General features: G+C 63.4%; 17 protein-coding genes and 2 pseudogenes. 3 read left to right on the top strand and 16 right to left on the bottom strand.

Annotation, left to right across the window (positions count from 1 at the left end; genetic code table 11):
• Window positions 1-12 precede the first annotated feature (12 nt).
• The 14 genes and pseudogenes from trpA to HZY77_RS16995 all read right to left on the bottom strand — a co-directional run bounded on the left by trpA (window position 13) and on the right by HZY77_RS16995 (window position 12,975).
• On the bottom strand, window positions 13-819 hold the full coding sequence (trpA, locus tag HZY77_RS17060) for a tryptophan synthase subunit alpha (protein ID WP_296817431.1): 807 nt from the start codon (window positions 817-819) through the stop codon (window positions 13-15).
• A gap of 42 nt (window positions 820-861) precedes the next feature.
• Complete coding sequence (gene trpB / locus HZY77_RS17055; RefSeq protein WP_296820946.1) at window positions 862-2,061, bottom strand: tryptophan synthase subunit beta; 1,200 nt, start codon at window positions 2,059-2,061, stop codon at window positions 862-864.
• A 24-nt stretch (window positions 2,062-2,085) separates the two neighbouring features.
• Window positions 2,086-2,679 (bottom strand): annotated as a pseudogene (locus tag HZY77_RS17050) (phosphoribosylanthranilate isomerase); the annotation flags it as partial.
• Window positions 2,664-3,441, bottom strand: a pseudogene (gene truA / locus HZY77_RS17045) (tRNA pseudouridine(38-40) synthase TruA). The pseudogenes HZY77_RS17050 and truA, both read right to left, overlap by 16 nt.
• A gap of 12 nt (window positions 3,442-3,453) precedes the next feature.
• The gene (locus HZY77_RS17040; RefSeq protein ID WP_296817428.1) at window positions 3,454-3,915 is read right to left on the bottom strand and encodes a CbiQ family ECF transporter T component; all 462 of its coding nucleotides are present in this window, start codon (window positions 3,913-3,915) and stop codon (window positions 3,454-3,456) included.
• Between the two features lie 141 nt (window positions 3,916-4,056).
• Window positions 4,057-4,503: a FimV/HubP family polar landmark protein gene (locus tag HZY77_RS17035; RefSeq protein WP_296817424.1), complete on the bottom strand. Its 447-nt coding sequence runs from the start codon at window positions 4,501-4,503 to the stop codon at window positions 4,057-4,059.
• 72 nt (window positions 4,504-4,575) lie between these two features.
• Window positions 4,576-6,489 carry a FimV/HubP family polar landmark protein gene (locus tag HZY77_RS17030; RefSeq protein WP_296817420.1) on the bottom strand — a complete coding sequence of 638 codons (1,914 nt, stop codon included), beginning with the start codon at window positions 6,487-6,489 and terminating at the stop codon, window positions 4,576-4,578.
• A gap of 130 nt (window positions 6,490-6,619) precedes the next feature.
• A complete protein-coding gene (gene asd / locus HZY77_RS17025; protein ID WP_296817417.1) occupies window positions 6,620-7,732 on the bottom strand; it encodes an aspartate-semialdehyde dehydrogenase in 1,113 nt (370 codons plus the stop codon).
• A 72-nt stretch (window positions 7,733-7,804) separates the two neighbouring features.
• Window positions 7,805-8,866: a 3-isopropylmalate dehydrogenase gene (gene leuB / locus HZY77_RS17020; protein ID WP_296817414.1), complete on the bottom strand. Its 1,062-nt coding sequence runs from the start codon at window positions 8,864-8,866 to the stop codon at window positions 7,805-7,807.
• A gap of 57 nt (window positions 8,867-8,923) precedes the next feature.
• Entirely contained in the window at window positions 8,924-9,562 is a 639-nt protein-coding gene (gene leuD / locus HZY77_RS17015) for a 3-isopropylmalate dehydratase small subunit (RefSeq protein ID WP_296817411.1), read from the bottom strand.
• Window positions 9,472-9,666 (bottom strand): entericidin A/B family lipoprotein, encoded by a 195-nt coding sequence (locus HZY77_RS17960; RefSeq protein WP_363154669.1) that lies wholly within the window; start codon window positions 9,664-9,666, stop codon window positions 9,472-9,474. Before HZY77_RS17960 ends, leuD begins: the two co-directional genes overlap by 91 nt.
• A gap of 34 nt (window positions 9,667-9,700) precedes the next feature.
• Window positions 9,701-11,104, bottom strand: a complete 1,404-nt coding sequence (leuC, locus tag HZY77_RS17005; protein WP_296817407.1) for a 3-isopropylmalate dehydratase large subunit — start codon at window positions 11,102-11,104, stop codon at window positions 9,701-9,703.
• A 39-nt stretch (window positions 11,105-11,143) separates the two neighbouring features.
• Window positions 11,144-12,307 (bottom strand): MFS transporter, encoded by a 1,164-nt coding sequence (locus HZY77_RS17000; protein ID WP_296817404.1) that lies wholly within the window; start codon window positions 12,305-12,307, stop codon window positions 11,144-11,146.
• 131 nt (window positions 12,308-12,438) lie between these two features.
• Entirely contained in the window at window positions 12,439-12,975 is a 537-nt protein-coding gene (locus tag HZY77_RS16995) for a flavin reductase family protein (RefSeq protein ID WP_296817401.1), read from the bottom strand.
• A gap of 166 nt (window positions 12,976-13,141) precedes the next feature.
• Between HZY77_RS16995 and HZY77_RS16990 the strand changes: the two genes are divergently transcribed.
• The 3 genes from HZY77_RS16990 to HZY77_RS16980 all read left to right on the top strand — a co-directional run bounded on the left by HZY77_RS16990 (window position 13,142) and on the right by HZY77_RS16980 (window position 15,934).
• Window positions 13,142-13,420, top strand: coding sequence for a hypothetical protein (locus HZY77_RS16990; protein WP_296633572.1), 279 nt, complete (start codon window positions 13,142-13,144; stop codon window positions 13,418-13,420).
• Window positions 13,421-13,623: 203 nt separating this feature from the next.
• The gene (locus HZY77_RS16985; RefSeq protein ID WP_296633574.1) at window positions 13,624-13,995 is read left to right on the top strand and encodes a TusE/DsrC/DsvC family sulfur relay protein; all 372 of its coding nucleotides are present in this window, start codon (window positions 13,624-13,626) and stop codon (window positions 13,993-13,995) included.
• 286 nt (window positions 13,996-14,281) lie between these two features.
• On the top strand, window positions 14,282-15,934 hold the full coding sequence (locus tag HZY77_RS16980) for a diguanylate cyclase (protein ID WP_296817398.1): 1,653 nt from the start codon (window positions 14,282-14,284) through the stop codon (window positions 15,932-15,934).
• A gap of 1 nt (window position 15,935) precedes the next feature.
• On the opposite strand, the gene HZY77_RS16975 is transcribed toward HZY77_RS16980, so the two are convergent.
• Both HZY77_RS16975 and HZY77_RS16970 read right to left on the bottom strand, forming a co-directional pair.
• Window positions 15,936-16,763: an HDOD domain-containing protein gene (locus HZY77_RS16975; protein WP_296817394.1), complete on the bottom strand. Its 828-nt coding sequence runs from the start codon at window positions 16,761-16,763 to the stop codon at window positions 15,936-15,938.
• A gap of 145 nt (window positions 16,764-16,908) precedes the next feature.
• Complete coding sequence (locus HZY77_RS16970; protein ID WP_296817391.1) at window positions 16,909-17,580, bottom strand: alkylmercury lyase family protein; 672 nt, start codon at window positions 17,578-17,580, stop codon at window positions 16,909-16,911.
• Between the last annotated feature and the right edge of the window lie 79 nt (window positions 17,581-17,659).

Genomic DNA, 17,659 nt, shown 5'->3' with positions numbered 1-17,659 from the left:
TGTCTTCTCCGTTTATTTCGATGCCGCGTCGACGCCGCGGCGCAGTTCGGCCACCAGGTGCTTGACGCGGTTGGTGCATTCGCCTTCGGGCGCAGTCTCGATCTCGTTCACGATGCGGCTGCCCACCACCACCGCGTCGGCGATGCGGGCCACCGCTTCGGCGGTGGCCGCGTCGCGGATACCGAAACCCACGCCCACCGGCAGGCTGCAATGCTTGCGCACCATGGCCAGCTTCTGCGCGACTTCCTCGGTGTCGAGATTGGCCGACCCCGTCACGCCCTTGAGCGAGACGTAATAGATAAAACCGCCTGCGGCGGCAGCCACTTGTTTCACACGCGATTCCGGCGTGGTCGGCGACAAGAGGAAAATCGGGTCGAGGCCGTGGGCCTTGAACACGTCCGACACGCCGGCCGACTCCTCCGGCGGGATATCCACCGTCAGCACGCCATCCACGCCGGCGGCCTTCGCCGCCTGGGCAAAGGCCTCGTAACCCATGCGCTCGACCGGATTGGCATAGCCCATCAGCACCACCGGCGTCGTCGTGTTGGTCTTGCGGAATTCCGCCGTCATCGCCAGTACGTCCTTCAGCCCGACCTTGTTCGCCAGCGCCCGCTCCGACGCCCGCTGGATCACCGGCCCGTCGGCCATGGGATCGGAAAACGGCACCCCNAGTTCGATGATGTCGGCGCCGGCTTCCACCAGCACGTGCATCAGCGGCACCGTCAGGCCCTTGCCGGGGTCGCCTGCGGTAATGAAGGGAATCAGGGCTTTTCTGTTGTGCGCCTTCAGCGCGATAAAGGTCTGGCCGATGCGGCTCATGGTGTGGTCTTCTGGAAGATTCGATTCAATTGGGGAGCCGGTTCAGAGTGTGATCCCAGATACCTTGGCCACGGTGTTGATGTCCTTGTCGCCACGCCCGGACAGGTTGACCAGGATGATCTGGTCCTTGCCCAGGGTCGGGGCAAGCTTCTTGGCATGGGCGACGGCATGGCTGGATTCGAGCGCAGGAATGATGCCTTCGTAGCGGCACAGATCGTGAAAGGCGGCCAGCGCTTCGTCGTCGTTGATCGCGACGTATTCGGCGCGGCCGACATCCTTGAGGTAGCTGTGTTCGGGGCCGACACCAGGGTAGTCGAGACCGGCTGAGACCGAATGGGTCTCGATGATCTGGCCGTTCTCGTCCTGCATCAGGTAGCTGCGGAAGCCATGTAGCACGCCGGGCGTGCCGGCGGTGAGCGGCGCGGCGTGCTTGCCGCTGGCCACGCCGGAGCCGCCGGCCTCGACACCGATCAGGCGCACGTTTTCATGTGGGATATAGGGATGGAAGATGCCGATGGCGTTGGAGCCACCGCCGACGCAGGCGATCACCGCGTCGGGCTGGCGGCCGGTGAGTTCCGGCATCTGGACGAGGCATTCGCGGCCGATCACGCACTGGAAGTCGCGTACCAGCATGGGATACGGATGCGGCCCGGCGGCCGTGCCGAGGATGTANAANGTCGACTCGACGTTGGTCACCCAGTCGCGCATCGCCTCGTTCAACGCATCCTTCAGCGTCTTCGAACCGGACGATACCGGCACCACGGTCGCGCCGAGCAGTTTCATGCGGAAGACGTTGGGCGACTGGCGGGCAACGTCCTCGGCACCCATGTAGACCACACATTCCATGCCGTAGCGCGCTGCAACGGTAGCCGAGGCGACGCCGTGCTGGCCAGCGCCGGTTTCGGCGATCACGCGCTTCTTGCCCATGCGGCGCGCCAGCAGCGCCTGGCCGATGGTGTTGTTGATCTTGTGCGCGCCAGTGTGATTGAGATCCTCGCGCTTGAGGTAGATCTGCGCGCCACCGTAGGCTTCGGAGAGTCGCCTGGCGTGATACACCGGGCTCGGACGTCCGACGTAGTGCTTGAGTTCGTACTCGAATTCGGCCACGAAGGCGGGATCGTTGCGCGCTTTCTCATACTCGACGCGCAGTTCGTCCAGCGCCGCCATCAGGGTTTCGGCGACGAAAACGCCGCCGTAGGAACCGAAGTGGCCGCGGGAATCGGGGAGATCGATGAGCTTCATGATGCTTCTTTCGCTTTCGCANATGAATTGCGCAATCTTGTGCGCGTCCTTGATGCCTTTTGTTGCCTCGACGCCAGAGGACACGTCCACTGCCCACGGCCGCACGCGCTGCACCGCCTCGGCGACATTGTCGGGCGTCAATCCGCCCGACAGGATGACCGGTTTGGGCAGGTCTGGCGGAATCAGGCCCCAGTCGAAGCGTTCCCCGGTGCCGCCCGGCACGCCCGGTACGAAGGCATCGAGCAACAGTCCGCGCGCAGCATCGAAATCAGCCGCGCATTTTAGCAAATCCGTGTCCCGATTCACCCGTACCGCCTTGATATAGGGTCGGCCGAAGCGTGCGCAGTCGGCTGGCGTCTCGTCGCCGTGGAATTGCAGCAGGTCGAGGGGGACACGTTGCAACACGCTTTCGACGAAGGCCGGCTTGGCGTTGACGAACAGGCCCACGCTCTGGACGAAGGGCGGCAATGCACGCACCAGTTCAGCGGCGGCTTCGACCGCTACGTGGCGCGGGCTTTTTCGNTAGAACACGAAGCCCACGGCATCCGCCCCCGCGCTGCAGGCGGCTTGCAGGTCCTGCAACCGGGTGATGCCACAGATTTTTACGCGAACGGCCATCGTTCAGAACTTTCCGGCAAGGCAAAGTGCGCAGGATACCGGATGTGGGTGAGATACAGCCCGGCAGCGTCGAAAGTGGGCGCAGCCAGCGTGCGGTCGCGGCTTTGCAGGATCTCGCCCATCCATTCGGGCGACTGCATGCCGGCACCGATATGAATCAGGCAGCCCATGAGATTGCGCACCATGTGGTGCAGGAAACCGTCGGCACGGAAATCGCACAGCAGATAATCGCCGCGCCGCTCGATCTGCGCCAGCCGCAGTTCCTTGACCGGCGACTTGGCCTGGCACTCGGCGGCACGAAAAGCGGAAAAATCGTGCCGACCGATCAGGTGCGTCGTCGCCCGGTTCATCGCGTCAGCGTCGAGCGGACGATGATGCCAGCCGATCAGCCCGTGATTGAGACCGGGCCGCACCGGGTGATTCAGCAGCACATAGCGGTAGCCCCGCTGTGTGGCGGCGAAACGCGCATGGAAATCTCCGCCCACCTCGCGTGCCCACAACACCGCCACGCCGGACGGAAGATGACTATTGACGCCACGCACCCAGGCCGTAAGCGGGCGCTGGGCCGGCGTGTCGAAATGTGCGACCTGGAATGCCGCATGCACGCCGGTATCGGTACGTCCGGCCGCGGTGACGATGGTCTTTTCGCCGGCAATCGCCGACACGGCCGCTTCCAGTGCGTCCTGCACGCCACACCCTGCGGCTGCGACTGCCAGCCGCAAAACCGATGCCGCAATATTCCAGACCCAATACGATACGCATACTCACCCGGCCTCACGCCAGTACGATCCACACCCCAAGCAAGCCCGCAAGTATGACGGCGCTATCGCAGCCTTGCCAGCGTTCGGTGTGCAAGGTGTAAGTATCGGGACCGGCGTCATCCGGTAACGGCGCACGCAGCGCATCCAGCCATCGGGCCGGTTTGGGCGCATGCTCGACGTAATCCAGGGTCAGTCCCAGGCGTACAGCGAAGGCGCGACGATCAAACCCCAACCAGACCAATGGCCGGGCCAGTCCATACAGGCCATAAATCAGGCGGGGGCGGATCGTCGTGGCGAGCAGCACCCCNAGTCCGGCGATCATCAGTGCCAGTCGCGCCACGCGCAACGCGCCCAGCCGGATTCCCTCCAAGGTCGGGCTGGCCCATTCGAGCGGTGGCCATAGCAGCGTACCGGGCATGGTGTAGGCATAGGTCAGCAGCAGTACCACCATCAGCCAGCGGGTCCGGCGTAGCAAACGCCAGGCTTCCTGGCGGACAGGCGCAAACAGAAAGGCCGTCGCGAGGGCGACGGCCAGGAAAGCTGGGGCACGGCAGCGCGTTCCACCGCCACTGCCCACCCACACCACAGCAGGATGCGGGCAGCCGGGTGCGGGCAGTTAGCCAAGCGAACTCAACATGCCTTGCGCATCGGATTTCTGTCTTTCGCTGCCTTCGGCCAGCACTTCGTTGAGGATCTCGCGTGCACCTTCCTTGTCGCCCATTTCCACATAGGCACGGGCAAGATCGAGCTTGGTGCCGACTTCGTCGAGCTCGAGTTCGTTGTCACCCGACTCGCCCAGGTCGAGATCGAGACCGCTGAAATCGAACTTGCTGTCCGGGCCATTATCGTCTTCCAGACCGAGATCCAGCTTCAACGAGTCATCTTCCTCTGCAGGCAGATCGATATCCGGCAGGTCGAAGTTCAGGCTCTGGGTATCCGCCTCGACATAGCCGGCCGCAGGGTTNTCAGCCGCCGGCTCGGACGGCATGTCGAAATTGAGGACATGTCCCGCGGATTCGAATTCCAGCGGTGCATTGTCGGCTACCGGNCTCGGCCTGGGCATCCGACGTAGGCTCGGGTTCGATTTCGGGTTCGGCCTGGTAAGCGGGAGCCGCTTCGATGGCGGACTCGGCTGTTACCTGCTCGCCTGCGAAGGCCACGGCCCCNNACCGGCGATCGCCGCGGTCGCCGCTACCGTTTCCGCCGCGGCAGAGGGCACGCTCGACTGCACGCCGCCATACAGCGGGTTGGTCGGATCGATGCTGCGGCCCATTTCGCAGGCCTTGTCCCACAACGGGCTCGACTTGTTGCCAAGCGCCGCATAGAGCTCGCCGGCAACCGATTCGAATGCCGCGGTATTGCGGCGCGCGGCGTAGATTTCAAGAAGCTTGACACGGATTTCGTGGCGATCCGGGTTNTTGCTGATGGCTTCCTTGAGGATCTCCTCGGCCTGGGCATCACGGCCATACGCCATGTAAACCTCGGCTTCGGCGATGGGATCCACGTCGTGAGTATCGATGGTGCCCAGGCCCGCCTGGCTGAAATCGGTCAGGAAAGAGGTGTCGCCGGTATTGACGCTACCGCCGGATGCAGCACCAATGACCGTGTTCGGGCGCACGTCTCCGCCGCTCATGATGCTGTCTTCCAGGGCGGCGCTGCCGGTTTTGCGGCGGCGTCCGCCACCCGCCATCATCCACCACAGGATTCCGCCCAGGCCCAGCGCCGCTACGCCGCCGCCCCAATACAACGGGTCGGCGAGCAGAGGGTCGTACCAGTTCTGAGCCGGTTCTGGGCTGGCCGGCGGCGCCTTGACGACAGGCGCAACCGGCGCCGGTGCGGGCGCGGGCTTGGCCGCNCTGCGGAGCAGCCGGGGCCGGAGCAGGAACGGAGGCTGCGGCTTCTTTTGCGCCTTCTCCTTCATCTCGACCAGTTTCTGCATATCCTGGATCTGCTTTTCCAGCGTCGCCACGCGCTGCCCCGACTCCTGCAGCGCTTTTTCGCGTGCGGTCGCATCCTCTTCCTGGGCGCGCAGTTTNTCCTGCAGCGCCCGGGTTTCATCGGCCTTGCCCGCGGTTGTGGCAGCCGGCGCGGCCTTGGACAGCTTCAGGACGTCCTTTGGCGCTTCGGCTGCCGGCTTGGCGTGATCTTCCACCTTGGGCGTGACCTTGCCGCTGCTGGCCTGGCCTTGTGCCGCCTTGGCCGCGGGGGCTGCGCTCACGGTCCCGGCCAGTTTCTGTCGATAAGCGCGCCAGTCTTCCGCCTGCAGCCTGAGTTCACGCACTGCATCTTGTTGCGGAATGGCGGCCACTTTGTCGGCGGACGGAACATCGAGCGTCTTGCCTGCCCGCAGACGGTTCATGTTGCCGTCGAAAGCCTGGGTATTCTCCCGATAGAGGCCAACCAGGGTCTGCTCCAGACTCACGCCTTCCGGACGTACACGGCTGGCAATCCCGATGAGGGTGTCGCCCCGTTTGACTTTGACATGGTCCGCCGCCGTGGCCTGGCGCGCGGCCTTGGCCGCAGCAGGAGTCGGGGTTTTGGGCGCTGCCGCGACCGGGGCCGCCGCCGGAGCGGAGGCGGCGGGTTTGGCCGCAGGGCCGTTTGCCGGCGCCACGGCAGTCATGGGCGCTACCGTCTGTTTTGCCGCGAGACCAGGGGGATCGAGCAGCATGGTGTATTCACGCACCAGCCGCCCCGAACCCCAGTTCAGTTCGACCAGCATATCGATGAAGGGATCATTCACCGGGCGGCTGGAACTGACTTTCAGGACGGCCTTGCCGTTCGGTTTNTTCTCGACCGTGAAGCGCAGGGACGACAACACCGGAGCAAATTCGACGCGCGCATCCCGAAACGCCTGGTCGGAAGCCAGGCTAGCCGACAGGCTGTCGAGTTCGGCTTTGTCTGCCGCGAACAGCTCGATTTCGGCCGCAAGCGGCTGGCCGAGCGCCGAGGTGACCGACAGCTTGCCCAACCCGGCTGCATCCGCCATCAGCGGCACGGCAATCAGGCCGGCAGCCACCAGTTGGGTGGTGAAGCGCTTCAATTTCATCCCGTCTCTCCCTTTCGCCCCGCTGGCGGGGCTGTTGAATCCTTGACGCCACTATTGACGGCTCGGCAGGCGCAATCTTTAGTGCAACAATCGCACCAGCCTTGAACCGGCCGCCCTCACCCCCATTCGGTCAGGCTTCCAGCAGGATGCGCAGCATGCGGCGCAGTGGTTCGGCGGCCCCNCATAGCAGTTGGTCACCAACGGTAAACGCGGTCAGGTATTCCGGCCCCATGTTGAGCTTGCGCATGCGGCCGATCGGTACGGTGAGGGTACCGGTCACCGCGGCCGGGGTCAGTTCGCGCATGCTGAGTTCACGGTCGTTCGGCACCACCTTCACCCACTGGTTGTGGGCGGCGATCAGACTGTGGATGTCGGCCAGCGGGATATCCTTGGTCAGCTTGATGGTGAGCGCCTGCGAGTGGCAGCGCATCGCGCCGACGCGCACGCACAGGCCGTCGATGGGGATTGGCTTGTCGTTGCGGCGCATGATCTTGTTGGCCTCGACCTGCGCCTTCCACTCCTCCTTGGACTGGCCGGACTCCAGCGCGACGTCGATCCACGGGATCAGGTTGCCGGCCAGCGGCACCGGCCAGGCATCGACCGGATAGCGGTCGGAACGGATGAAATCCGCCACCTTGCGGTCGATTTCGAGGATGGCGGAAGCCGGGTCGGCGATCAGGTCCTTCACCTCGGCATGCACTGCGCCCATCTGGGCGATCAGTTCGCGCATGTTGCGGGCACCGGCACCGGAAGCGGCCTGATAGGTCATCGGCGACACCCATTCGACCAGCCCGGCGTCGAACAGCCCGGCCATCGCCATCAGCATCAGCGACACCGTGCAATTGCCGCCGACATAGGTCTTGACGCCGTTGGCGATGCCATCCTGGATGACGTTCTTGTTGACAGGATCGAGGATGATGATGGCCTCGTCCTTCATCCTGAGCGTCGAGGCGGCGTCGATCCAGTAGCCGTTCCAGCCGGCGGCGCGCAGCTTCGGGTAGATTTCCTTGGTGTAGTCGCCGCCCTGGCAGGTGATGATGGTGTCGCAGGCCTTCAGTTCGTCGATGCTGCTGGCATCCTTCAGCGGCGGCACATCACGGCCGATGTCGGGTCCTTTTCCCCCGACGTTCGAGGTGGTGAAGAATACCGGTTCGATGTGATCGAAATCGCGCTCTTCCTTCATGCGCCCCATCAGCACGGAACCCACCATGCCGCGCCAGCCGACCAGTCCTACTTTCATCATGTTCATCTCCAAATATCCTGGTTAGGCGTTAGGGGTCAGGCGTGAGGATTCCCTCACCCTATCCCCTCACCCTCACAAACTTTTCACCACCGCGTCGCCCATCTCGCTGCACGACACCTTCTGCGTGCCCTCGGTCCAGATGTCGCCGGTGCGCAGGCCCTGTGCGATCACCTTCTTCACCGCGCCCTCGATGCGGTCGGCGGTGGCCAGGTCGGCAAAGGTGTAGCGGTACATCATCGCCACCGAGAGGATGGTCGCCAGCGGGTTCGCCAGGTTCTTGCCGGCGATGTCGGGGGCGGAACCGTGGATCGGCTCGTACATGCCCTTGTTGTGCTCGTCCAGGGAAGCCGACGGCAGCATGCCGATCGAGCCGGACAGCATCGACGCGGCATCCGACAGGATGTCGCCGAAGATGTTGCCGGTGACGATGGTGTCGAACTGCTTGGGCGCGCGGATCAGCTGCATCGCCGCGTTGTCGACGTACATGTGGGAGAGCTCGACCTCCGGATAGTCCTTGGCCACCTCGATCATGACTTCCTTCCACAGCTCGGAGCATTCCAGTACGTTGGCCTTCTCGACCGAACACAGCTTCCTGCCGCGCTTCATCGCGATGCCGAACGCCACGTGCGCGACCCGGCGCACCTCGGACTCGGAATACAGCATCGTATTGAAGCCAACGCGCTCGCCGTTCCGTACCTCAATCCCGCGTGGCTGACCGAAATACACGTCGCCGGTGAGTTCGCGCACGATCATGATGTCGAGCCCGGACACCACTTCGGGCTTGAGCGACGACGCACCCGCCAGTTCCGGGTACAGCAGCGCCGGGCGCAGGTTGGCGAACAGGTTGAGTTCCTTGCGGATGCGCAACAGGCCCCGCTCGGGGCGCAGCGGGCGATCCAGCGTGTCGTACTGCGGCCCGCCGACGGCACCGAGCAGCACCGCATCGGCTTCGCGCGCGAGTCTCAGCGTCGCCTCAGGCAGCGGATCGCCGGAGGCGTCGTAGCCCGCGCCGCCGATGGGCGCGGTTTCCATTTCGATGGAGGCGCCTTCCGCTTTCAACTTCTCCAGGACCTTGACCGCCTGCGCGACAATTTCCGGACCGATGCCGTCACCCGGCAAAACTGCAATTTTCATGTTCTAAAACCTGTTGACCGCGAACGCCCTGACGGGCGACCGGGGATAAATAACCACTCAAGCAAAGAGCCACGGGGCATCCTGTTTGCGCCGTTCCTCATAGGCCTTGATCTTGTCGGCCTGCAGCAAGGTCAGGCCGATATCGTCCAGTCCATTGAGCAGGCGGTGCTTGCGTCCCGCATCCACCTCGAAAGGGATCGTTTCGCCCGTGGGCGTCGCTACCGTCTGCTTGTCCAGATCGACGGTCAGGGCGTAGCCCTCGCTCGTGCCGCACTCGCGAAACAGGCGATCCACGATCTGCGCGTCGAGCACGATGGGCAGGATGCCGTTCTTGAAGCAATTGTTGTAGAAAATATCCGCAAAGCTCGGGGCGATGATGGCGCGGAACCCGTAGTCTTCCAGCGCCCACGGCGCATGCTCGCGGCTGGAACCGCAACCAAAATTCTCGCGTGCCAGCAGCACCGACGCCCCCTGGTAACGTGGCTGGTTCAGCACGAATTCCGTATTCAGCGGACGATCGTGATTCGACTTGCCGGGCTCGCCGTGGTCGAGATACCGCCATTCGTCGAACAAGTTGGGGCCGAAGCCGGCGCGCTTGATCGACTTCAGGAACTGCTTGGGGATGATGGCGTCGGTGTCGACGTTGGCGCGGTCGAGCGGCGCCACCAGCCCGTCGAGAACAGTGAAAGCCTGCATTNNTAATGGGTGGCCTTCTGGATCGAGTCGCCGGCCTTCTCAATATCCTGGCCCATCCCACGCACGGTGTTGCAGCCTGCCAGTGTCAGGGCGACGGCGATCATCAGGGCAATCATTGGCTTCATGAGGGTATTCTCCTTAAAAATGACGTACATCGACAAAATGTCCCGCGCAGGCGGCCGCAGCGGCCATTGCCGGGCTGAGCAGGTGCGTCCTGCCGCCCTGCCCCTGCCGCCCTTCGAAATTGCGGTTGGAAGTTGATGCGCAACGCTCGCCCGGCTCGAGCCGGTCGGCATTCATCGCCAGGCACATCGAACAACCCGGTTCGCGCCACTCGAAGCCAGCTTCCACAAAAATCTTGTCGAGCCCTTCGGCTTCGGCCTGCTGCTTGACCAGGCCCGAACCCGGCACCACCAACGCCAGCTTGACGTTGGGAGCGACCTTGCGGCCCTTCGCCACGCCGGCCGCCTCGCGCAGATCCTCGATGCGGGAGTTGGTGCAGGAACCGATGAAAACCTTGTCCACCGCAACCGCGGCAAGCGGCGTGCCGGCTTGGAGCCCCATGTATTCCAGTGCGCGGGTCCAGTCGTGCTGCTTGACCTCGCTCGGCGCATCGGCCGGGTTGGGCACGCAGCCACCGATGGTCGTCACCATTTCGGGCGAGGTGCCCCAGGTGACCTGCGGTTCGATTGTCGCGGCATCGAGCTCGACCACGCGATCGAACTCGGCGTCGGCATCCGAATGCAGCGTGTTCCACCACGCAACCGCCTTGTCCCATGCATCGCCCTTCGGCGCGTACGGGCGGCCCTTGACGTAATCGATGGTCGCCTGGTCGACCGCCACCATGCCGGCGCGTGCGCCCGCTTCGATCGCCATGTTGCACAGGGTCATGCGACCTTCCATCGACAGCGCACGAATGGCCGAGCCGCCGAATTCAAGCGCATAGCCGGTGCCCCCGGCGGTGCCGATCTCGCCGATGACCGCGAGCGCGATGTCCTTCGCGGTCACGCCCCGGCCCAGCAGGCCTTCGACCTTGACCAGCAGGGTCTTCGATGGTTTCTGCCACAGGCATTGCGTCGCCAGCACGTGCTCGACTTCGGACGTGCCGATGCCGAAGGCCAGCGCGCCGAATGCGCCGTGGGTGGAGGTGTGGGAGTCGCCGCAGACCACGGTCATGCCGGGCAGGGTCAGCCCCTCCTCGGGGCCGATGACATGGACGATGCCCTGGCGGATGTCATCCATCTTGAATTCGGTGATGCCGAATTCGGCGCAGTTGGCGTCGAGCGTTTCGACCTGCAGGCGCGAGACCGGGTCGGCGATACCCTGCGATCGGTCGGTCGTCGGCACGTTGTGGTCGGGCACGGCAATCGCCGCGTCAGTCCGGCGTGGTTTGCGGTGGGCGAGCTTCAGCCCCTCGAAAGCCTGCGGGCTGGTGACTTCATGCACCAGATGGCGATCGATATACAGTAGGGTGGTGCCATCGGGTTCGACATGAACCACGTGGGCGTCCCATAGCTTCTTGAACAAGGTTTGACCGGGCATGCGGAATAAGGCCATACAGCGCGTAAAACGCTGATTATTTCATAGCTTAGGNGCCGCTGGCACGGGTTTTGTTCCGCCCCAGGCCGCATAGACCACCCAGGCCAGCGCCGCGCTGGCGGCAGCGAGGGTAAAGGTCCAGGCCGACCCCAGCGATTCCCAGGTCAGGCCGCTGGCCAGGCCGCCGATCGTGCCGCCGATGCCGTAGGACAGGCTGGTGTAGAGCGCCTGGCCGCGCGCCTGGTGCCGGCCCCGGAAATGCTGGTGAACCAGCGCCACGGCGGAGGCATGAAAGGTGCCGAAGGTGAAGGCATGCAGCGTCTGCGCACCCCACACCAGCCAGGCCGATTCCACGCCCCAGGCGATCAGCAGGAAGCGTAGCACCGCCAGTGCGAAGCTCGCCAGGATCAGCCGGCGCGGCGTCACCCGCGCAAAGATGCGTGGAATGACCAGGAAAATGCCGATCTCGCACAGCACGCCCAGCGCCCACAACCAGCCCACGGTGGACTTGTCGTAGCCATGGTCGACCAGATAGATCGAATAGAAGGTGTAGTAGGGACCGTGCGTCACCGCCATCAGCATGCAGGCGGCCAGCAGTGACGCCACGTCGGGCCGCTTGACGACATCCCATACCGAGTGATGGTCGGTGGCGTGCGGCAGGATTTCGGCCTCGGGGATCACCCGCGCGAACGCCAGGATGCCCAGCATCACCGCCAGCACCGCCCAGGGCAGCCAGCTGATCGCGACATGGTCGAAGGCGTAGCCCAATCCCACCACCATCAGGATGAAGCCGACCGACCCNCACAGGCGGATACGGCCGTAGGTATCGGTGCGCTCGCCCAGATGCGACAGGGTCATCGCCTCGACCAGCGGCAGCGACGCGCTCCAGAAAAAGCTCAGCGCGGCCATCACCCCGAACATCCACCAGAAACTGCTGCCGAAAAACACGCCGACGAACACCAGCACGCTGCCGAGTGCCGCGATCTGCACGATCGTCGTCCGGCGCCCGGTTCGGTCGGCGATATGTCCCCAGATGTTGGGGGCGAAGATCCGCATCACCTGCAGCAGCGACATCAGCACGCCGATCTCGAAGGCATTGAACGCCAGCGAGCGCAGATAGAGCCCNCAGAACGGCGACATGGCGCCGACGAAGGCGAAATAAAAGAAGTAGAAACCGGACAGGCGCCAGTAAGGAAGATTGGGCATGAACTCAGGCTGCCGCGTACGCGGCCAGAATGCAGCGCGCATTATGCGGCCAGGGCCTGGCCGCCGGAAGCGTCAACCGGGATTTCAGTCTGGCCGGGCGGCAATCCGACTGCCACGCCGTTCCGTTCGAACTATTTCATCGCCGAACGCAGCTTGACCGTCTCGCCGGCTACCGCAAACACTCCGTTGCCACGATGGTGCAAGGTCTGCGGGTTCTTGACTGCGGTGTCGACCCAGGCCCGCACCACTTCGAGAATGAAGAAGTTGTAACGATTCACCAGCCGTGTGTCGGCCACCCGGCATTCGAGGCTGGCATAGCATTCGGCGATCAGCGGAGCCTTCACCTCGGAAGCCTCGACCGCAGTCAGGCCGAATCGGGCGAACTTGTCGACTGCAACCCCGGAGCAGTTGCCGACGCCCACCACCTGTTTCGCCAGTTCCCGCGTCGGAATGTTGATCGCGCACTCCCTCGTCGTCCGAAGTGCATCGAACGAGGTATTGCGCCCGCTGATCACGCAGCCGATCAACGGCGGCTCGAATTCCATCATGGTGTGCCACGACATCGTCATGATGTTGGGCTTCCCTTTGCGTCGGGTCGTCACCAGCACCACCGGCCCCGGTTCCAGCAGGCCATAGACCTTGGACAACGGATAGGATCGTTTTGACATGATGGACGCCTTACAGGAATCGGACCCTTTCAGCTTAGCCCGCCTGTCACACACTGCCACATTCTGGAACGGCCGGGACACAGACGAGCCACACTGCCTCCCTACCATGCAGATACCGCATGCGTTCCCCGTATGCCGGATATTTCAATCTCAATAGGAGTGACTCATGAAGCAAATCGCACACGCCCTGGTTTTCGGTTCCCTTGCCGCGCTGTTCTCGGTTTCGGCGCTGGCCGACCACAACAGCCCCATGGGCGCAGGCTGGGCCAACATGCCGAATGACATCCACAACACGCAGATCGAGGACGACCTGAGCGGCGCCGAGTTCAGCGACTTCGTACGCCAGGGCGCCGGTGCCGATACGGTGAACCGCTACCTGGATACGTCTACCCTGCAGTCGGGCGCAGGCAGTAGCGCCATCGCAAGCGGAGGCGGCCGTCGCTGACCGGACCGGCGCGCGAATCACCGCAGCCTGCCAACGAGACCATGCCCTGAAGGGCATGGTTTTTATGGGTGTCTGGGAGGCATGCCATCACGATTACCTCAGGCATTCCCATGCGAAACCACCCGGTCGAAACGCGCCTTGTATCCAAAGGAGGCCTGTCCTACTTTAAAAGGACAACTTGCAAGCCCTCGAAGGAGAAGATCATGCTGCACGAATCAGCCGACATCAATCATCTGATCCGGGAGTCCAAACCCAATCCCAATTTTCCCGACGCCCCGATGGAATGGACCCGGGACGACGCAATGAACATTGCCCGCGAGGAAGGCCTGATACTCACCGAAGATCACTGGAACGTGATTCGCGCCCTCCAGCACTATTACGCACAACACGCCGACGACACCGTCATCAATCTGCGCGATCTGCATGATGCCCTGGACGAGCGCTTCCATCGGCAAGGCGGCGTGAAATACCTGTATACCTTGTTTCCCGGCGGGCCGATCGCGCAAAGTTGCCGCATAGCCGGCCTCAAAGCGCCTTATATCGCCACGGACCCCAGCTTCGGCAGCGTGGCCTGAGGCGGGATGTAGCGCACATCGTTCCCGTTCGCCGCTTGACGGGGAACCAACCGTAACGCCCATTTGCCGGTTGCGTCTCCCTGTCCGTTCCCCGGAAAGGCCGCGCAATATCTGCTGCCATGCAGATCGGCTATACGCCTACGTCGAATGACTGGCACTTCTCTCGCCGCGTCCGCCAAGTGCTTGATCAAACGCACAAATAGACACATACTTCGCGCCACATGCAGTCGGGTTTTCTTTATCTGATCCTTTGCACGATTCTGACGCCGAGTATAGAACCCCTTCTGTGGCTTCCACATCCCATCCATCGCTGATCGACCTGCAGGATTTGCAACTGGATGACGCGCGTGCATTGCTGGAGCATGCCGGACAAGACAGCGGCCAGGCAAGCGACGAACCGCCGCTCGCCTATCTGCAGCGCGTGATCAATGGACTGTGCGAGCTCTCACTCAAGAATCCCCTGACAGGCCTGGGCAACCGAAGGCACTTCATCGCGACGCTGGAACGCGCAATCGAGGTGGTGGCCCGATCCGGTGAATCCATCCTGCTGCTGCTGCTCGACATCGACCACTTCAAGCACATCAACGATACCCATGGCCATCTGGCCGGCGACCAGGTATTGCAGGCCGTCGCTGCCTGCCTGGGCCACTGTGTGCGGCCGATGGACACGGTCGTGCGCTATGGCGGCGAGGAGTTTGCCATGATCCTGCCCAACTGCCGCCCCAACTGCGGGCGTGCCGTTGCCGAGCGTGTGCGCCGCACGATCGAGTCGCTGTCCATCCCGGCGACACCGCTGGTCAACCTGCATGTCACGATCAGTATTGGCGGGGCCTATGCGCCGGAATGGGTGCGCTCCACCACCGATTTATGGATCGAGCGCGCCGACCAGCAGCTCTATCGCGCCAAGGCCGACGGACGCAACCAGGTGTTTCTCGATCTGCCGCATGAGATTTCGGTCAGCGCCGAGGAAAAGGCTTGCTGTTCGGTCATTTCGTCATGGACCAGGCCGCGACGACGCCAGACAGCGCACCTGATGGTGCAGGTCCCGGGGCCATTCCACCCATCGAGTCAACGCATGAACGACCTGCTCACACCCTCTCTCTCCGGCAACCAGGACACGAGCCGTCTCCCGCTCAAGCCGCTTGGCAAGGTCATCGCCGTCACCAGCGGGAAAGGCGGCGTCGGCAAGACCTTCATCTCGGCCAATCTCGCCGCCGCCCTGGCCCAGCGCGGGAACAAGGTCCTGGTGCTCGACGCCGACCTTGGGCTCGCCAACCTCGACGTGGTGCTCAATCTCTATCCCAAGATCACCCTGCACGACGTGTTCACCGGCAAGGCCAAGCTGGAAGAAGCCGTTCTGCAGGCACCGGGCGGGTTTTCGGTCCTGCTGGCAGGTTCCGGCCTGGTCGAATATTCGCGACTCACCCCCGAGGTACGCAACGAATTCCTGCGCATCATGGGTAGTCTGGTGCCGAATTACGACATCGTATTGCTGGATACCGGCGCCGGGATCTCGGATGTGGTGCTGTTTGCTGTCTCACTGGCCTCCGAGGTCCTGATGGTCGCCACCNCCGAACCGACTTCGCTCACCGATGCCTACGCCACCATCAAGGTGCTGGTGGGGCAACAACAGCGGCAAACCGTGCGCATCGTCGTCAACCAGGCTTCCCGTCCTGGCGCAGGGCTGCCGATCACCCACCAGCTGCAGCATGTTCTTGATCGTTTCGTCACGACCGTGACCGGTCATCCCGTCCACCTGATTCACATGGGGGACATCCCGGTCGATCCCGAGGTCCGCCAGGCCGTGATGCGGCGCCAGCTGCTGATGCAAAACGCCCCCGGATGTCCGGCAGGACAGGCCATCGCCCAGCTTGCCACCCGGCTGGAAAAACCGTCATGCCCAAGCTGGCCTAGCCTCGCCGCCCGGCAAACGGCCTGATTCAGGCAATCGCGGGGCCGGCCTTCACCAACGCCATCACCTTGTTCGGATCCATATGCAGCAGCGCGGCGATTTCGTCGAAATCGTCCGGCAAGGCCGCATCGTGCCAGCCATGGGCAGAATGTCGGGCCAAATTGACCGCCAGCATGACATTGCGCACTCGGGTCGAGTGTGCCAGCGCCGGATCCATCAGGTTCCTCAGCAATTCGGGCAGGCGCCATGCAATGGTCAGCTGGCGCTGCAACTCCAGGCCGGCAAAGCCCAGTACCAGCGTCTGCGCGTCGGCACTGCGCATGGCGTGGTCGGTCGCCTGCAATTTCTGGATTTCGAGCATCCGCTCGGGACTGAAACACCACATCAGCATTTCGGACACATGGGTGAGCAGCGCGGAGACCTGCACCTCTTCCGCATGCATGTCGTGCAAGCGCAGTGCCCAGTCGAAGGCGTAGTACGCCGAACGCTGCGCCCGCCTGACCGTGCGCAGCAGATACACCAGCGCGGCACGGTGCTCCTTCAGCATTTCTTCCGCGATCGGCATCGCCGGCACTTCACGGAAAAACGTATCCAGGCCCATCATGAGCAGCGCCTGTTTCACGTCGACCAGCTCGTGCGTCTGGTTTCGCCGCTTGTGCGTCTGCATGTAGCGCAACAGTTTGACCGTCATCAGCGGGTCGTCGGTGACCACGTCGGCAACCGCGCGTGCGTTGAGCTGAACCTCGTCCTCGCGCAGCCGTTCCAGCTCGCGCGCGGTGCGCTTCAGCACGGGGATATCGGCCCGTCCCAGAAAAGCGAGCCAGTCAGTCAAGCTTGCGGGTTGCAGCGCCATCATCCTCCCCTTTGGTCCGGCATGAATGCATTGTAGTGAGGCCTACACGAAAAACCGACGGGCGGCAGGAGAAACGCGCTTCACCTTATGCAGACAATTCGAGACGTCTCATATTGTCTATCGGCGCCATCTGCCATCCCTTGAGGGTCTACGCATCCGCAGCCGTCGCGTCGAGCAACGGCCTGAAATAATCCACGCCAAATGCCACAGCCTGTTCCAGCGTGTATAGGCTATGGTTATGCCCGTCGCCCCCATGCCATTGGGCGGCGACGTCAACGTCTTTCAGGAAGACCATCTCGGTACACAGGCTGTGCGCAGCGCTGTCGCCCGAAGGCGCCTGCCAACGCACCCCCACCTGCACCCTGGCCGGGCTGGCGTCCACGATGCGCTCGCCGTGCTGCCTGATCGTGATCGCATCCCCCGTCACCCGGCAATGCGAACGGATGCTTACCGGACAATCAAACAAGGGGCTGACCGCAAGCGCGTCGAGCGCGCACATGGCATGAATCGAGTGTCCATTGACCTCGAGTGCATGCGGCGTGACTTCCGACGTGACGGGATAGGCTCCGAGGATATTTCGTCGGTCTGCTGACAACACCACGAGATCATCGTTTGCCAGCCGGGCAAGTGCCGCTTCGACCTGCATGTCGCCCACCTGGGCAGCGATCTCCGCCCGGGAAGGCGGGCGTCCACGTACGACCAAAGACATGATCACTGCGCGATGCAAAGCTCTGAATGCCGGCACGTGGCGGTCCTGGCGCGCCTTCAGGGGCAACAGGTCGTTCAGGCGCAGCACGGAGGATTTGATGGATTCGCTCATGTCCTTCTGNGAAGGCGGGGCGAGGCGCACTGTCGCTTGCAGCATAGGCACGCTGGCCATGCCCGCGGTGGCCGCGGGC

The sequence above is a fragment of the Thiobacillus sp. genome (genome assembly GCF_013693775.1).
In the GTDB taxonomy this organism is placed as follows: domain Bacteria; phylum Pseudomonadota; class Gammaproteobacteria; order Burkholderiales; family Thiobacillaceae; genus Thiobacillus.
This window is presented reverse-complemented; position numbering and strand designations above follow the sequence as displayed.

Bases quoted from the DNA above. Each gene is read 5' to 3' on its own strand.
- leuB (WP_296817414.1), bottom strand. From the start codon at position 8,866: ATGAAAATTGCAGTTTTGCCGGGTGACGGCATCGGTCCGGAAATTGTC.
- leuD (WP_296817411.1), bottom strand. From the start codon at position 9,562: ATGCAGGCTTTCACTGTTCTCGACGGGCTGGTGGCGCCGCTCGACCGC.
- leuC (WP_296817407.1), bottom strand. From the start codon at position 11,104: ATGCCCGGTCAAACCTTGTTCAAGAAGCTATGGGACGCCCACGTGGTT.
- HZY77_RS16995 (WP_296817401.1), bottom strand. From the start codon at position 12,975: ATGTCAAAACGATCCTATCCGTTGTCCAAGGTCTATGGCCTGCTGGAA.
- HZY77_RS16990 (WP_296633572.1), top strand. From the start codon at position 13,142: ATGAAGCAAATCGCACACGCCCTGGTTTTCGGTTCCCTTGCCGCGCTG.
- HZY77_RS16985 (WP_296633574.1), top strand. From the start codon at position 13,624: ATGCTGCACGAATCAGCCGACATCAATCATCTGATCCGGGAGTCCAAA.
- HZY77_RS16975 (WP_296817394.1), bottom strand. From the start codon at position 16,763: ATGATGGCGCTGCAACCCGCAAGCTTGACTGACTGGCTCGCTTTTCTG.
- HZY77_RS16970 (WP_296817391.1), bottom strand. From the start codon at position 17,580: ATGAGCGAATCCATCAAATCCTCCGTGCTGCGCCTGAACGACCTGTTG.